Source organism: Rickettsia senegalensis (assembly GCF_056135685.1).
Window position 1 is genome coordinate 1 of sequence record NZ_JBVYTQ010000006.1, and the last position, 991, is coordinate 991.

Sequence of the window (991 nt, forward strand, 5' to 3'; positions counted from 1 at the left end):
GGAGACATATTAATTGCCAATGTGATTTATAAACAACATGTTACATAAATTTAACTAGATTAATAATTTAATATATAACAAGCAATGGATAAAATGTTAACATAGAAGTAAGGATGGGTGAACATATATTATAATATATCTTTTGTTTATTTATCTTTAAAGTACAGTTTTATCAACAAGTATCAAAGTTAGGAGGCTATTATGAGTTTAGAGAATAATAAAGGCACTGTGGAACATACGAGCGATAAATCAAGTAATCAATCTCAACAAACTAATTATGATAAAAATAATATGCATAATAAGTCAGATAAGCTACAAACTGATAAAGATCAAAAAGATCCCAGTAGTCAAAATAAATACTAGTATTTATTAGAATATATGAAATATTTAGGATTTGGTGGTATTTCGCTCGGTTCAATACTTGCAATAGCAATATCGTTCAATGTTAACCATTCAATATTATGGGCTATAGTTCATGGTTTCCTTGGTTGGCTCTATGTAATATATTATATTTTACTTAAATAGTATTATGAGTCTTCCCAAATAAGTGTGTAAACTTTTCAAAAGGGCTAGATTCTATCTTCAAATTTTATTAAAAAATGAGCCATAGCCGCATTCCAATTTGGTATAGGCATGGACCATTTTTGGTTCTGTCGCATCTATTGCGGCTCTGTCCAAATAAGTTGTAGAAGTCAAGATTTAATCTTACAGGCATTATAAAAATTATATCTGAATGTCTGATAAGTTATGACTGCCAGATGAGTATTCAAGATATAAGATTTCGTTATTCTTTTCAACAGCTAACTTTTTGGCTCTGTCCAAATAAGTCTGTAAATTTTCGGAAGGTTATATAAAAGAAAATATAACAAAAAGAGAAATTACAATGAGAGCGAAACAAAATGCTGCAATGGATCAAGCGATAGATTTATTGATCAATAATGATACAGATGTATCAACATTATTCAAGGAAGATGGTTTATTAAAAGAACTG

The 991-nt window shown here is 28.8% G+C and carries 1 protein-coding gene; it reads left to right on the top strand.

Features of this window, described 5'->3' with window-relative positions:
• Positions 1–201 precede the first annotated feature (201 nt).
• Positions 202–363, top strand: a complete 162-nt coding sequence (locus tag AC0ODJ_RS09010) for a hypothetical protein (RefSeq protein ID WP_218460666.1) — start codon at positions 202–204, stop codon at positions 361–363.
• Positions 364–991 lie beyond the last annotated feature (628 nt).

What these genes read in the sequence shown, in the direction of transcription:
- AC0ODJ_RS09010 (WP_218460666.1), top strand. Translation starts at nt 202, where the DNA reads ATGAGTTTAGAGAATAATAAAGGCACTGTGGAACATACGAGCGATAAA.